Source organism: Caballeronia sp. (assembly GCF_049581465.1).
GTDB lineage: Bacteria > Pseudomonadota > Gammaproteobacteria > Burkholderiales > Burkholderiaceae > Caballeronia.
Genome location: NZ_JBAUSA010000343.1, coordinates 1 through 1,702 on the forward strand (window position 1 = coordinate 1; position 1,702 = coordinate 1,702).

General features: G+C 60.4%; 1 protein-coding gene and 1 pseudogene. Both read left to right on the forward strand.

Annotation, left to right across the window (positions count from 1 at the left end; genetic code table 11):
* Nucleotides 1-456 (forward strand): annotated as a pseudogene (locus tag WCA53_RS08655) (2,3-epoxybenzoyl-CoA dihydrolase); the annotation flags it as partial.
* Nucleotides 457-485: 29 nt separating this feature from the next.
* Nucleotides 486-1,702, forward strand: a 1,217-nt coding sequence (gene boxB, locus WCA53_RS08660) for a benzoyl-CoA 2,3-epoxidase subunit BoxB (RefSeq protein WP_423908018.1), incomplete at its 3' end; no start/stop codon positions are given.

Here is a 1,702-nt window from a genome sequence, read left to right on the forward strand (position 1 = left end):
GCTTTGCCCAGCGACGAGGACGAAGAACCCGCCATTACGTTATCCGAAGCAAACTTCGGCCTCTATCCGATGATCACCGGCCAGTCGCGACTGAACCGCCGCTTCTACGATGAAGCCGAACCGCTCGCCGCCGCTCGCGCGCGGATCGGCCAGGCGGTAAAGCCGGTGGAGGCGGAACGCCTGGGGCTGGTGACGGCATCGCCTGACGATATCGACTGGGCCGACGAAATTCGCATGGCGATCGAAGAGCGCGCCGCGATGTCGCCGGATGCCCTGACCGGTCTCGAAGCCAACTTGCGTTTCAACGGTCCCGAGACCATGGAAACGCGTATCTTCGGCCGCCTTTCCGCGTGGCAGAACTGGATTTTCAACCGACCGAACGCTGTGGGAGAGAAGGGTGCCCTCAAGGTGTATGGCAAGGGCAGCAAGGCGCAATTCGATCTCAACCGCGTTTGAGCGGCCCAGGACGACCCAAGGAAACGAACATGTCAACGATCAACTACAGCGACAAGATTCCGAACAACGTCAACCTGGCCGACGACCGCACGCTGCAGCGCGCGCTCGAACAATGGCAACCGAACTTCCTTTCCTGGTGGGGCGACATGGGCCCGGAAGGCGCGCTGAACTATGACGTATACCTGCGCACGGCGGTCAGCGTGGACGCCGGCGGCTGGGCGCACTTCGACCACGTGAAGATGCCGGATTATCGCTGGGGCATCTTCCTCGCGCCGGGCACGGCGGATCGAAAAATCCATTTCGGCGAGCACAAGGGCGAGGCCGCCTGGCAGGATGTGCCGGGAGAGCATCGCGCGAACTTGCGGCGGATCATCGTGACGCAAGGCGATACCGAACCGGCGTCGGTCGAGCAACAACGACATCTGGGTCTCACCGCACCGTCCATGTACGACTTGCGCAATCTCTTCCAGGTTAACGTGGAGGAAGGGCGCCACCTCTGGGCGATGGTCTATTTGTTGCATCGATATTTCGGACGGGATGGTCGTGAGGAAGCCGAAGCATTGCTCGACCGCCGTTCGGGCGACGAAAACAACCCGCGCATTCTCGGTGCGTTCAACGAGAAAACGCCGGACTGGCTGGCGTTTTTCATGTTCACGTACTTCACGGATCGCGACGGCAAGTTCCAGTTGTCGGCGCTCGCCGAGTCCGGTTTCGACCCGCTCGCGCGTACCACCAAGTTCATGCTCACCGAAGAAGCGCATCACATGTTCGTGGGCGAATCCGGCGTATCGCGTGTGATCCAGCGCACCGCGCAGATGATGAACGAGTTGAAGACCGACGACATGAACACACTGCGCGCGGCCGGCGTGATCGATCTTGAGACCATCCAGCGCTATCTGAATTTTCACTACTCCGTGACCATCGATTTGTTCGGCGCGGATCATTCGTCGAATGCGGCGACGTTCTATAGCTCGGGCCTGAAGGGGCGATATGAAGAAAACAAGCGCGACGACGATCATCAACTGAATGGTCAGAGCTACAAGCTGCTCGACGTGCAGGGCGGCAAGCTGGTCGAGCGCGAAGTGCCGATGCTCAACGCGATGAACGAAGTCTTGCGCGACGACTACATCAAGGATTCGGTAGCAGGCGTCGGCCGCTGGAACAAGGTGCTGGAAAAGGCCGGTATCGATTGCCGCATGACGGTGCCGCACAAGGCGTTCAACCGGCAGATCGGCACGTTCGCCGG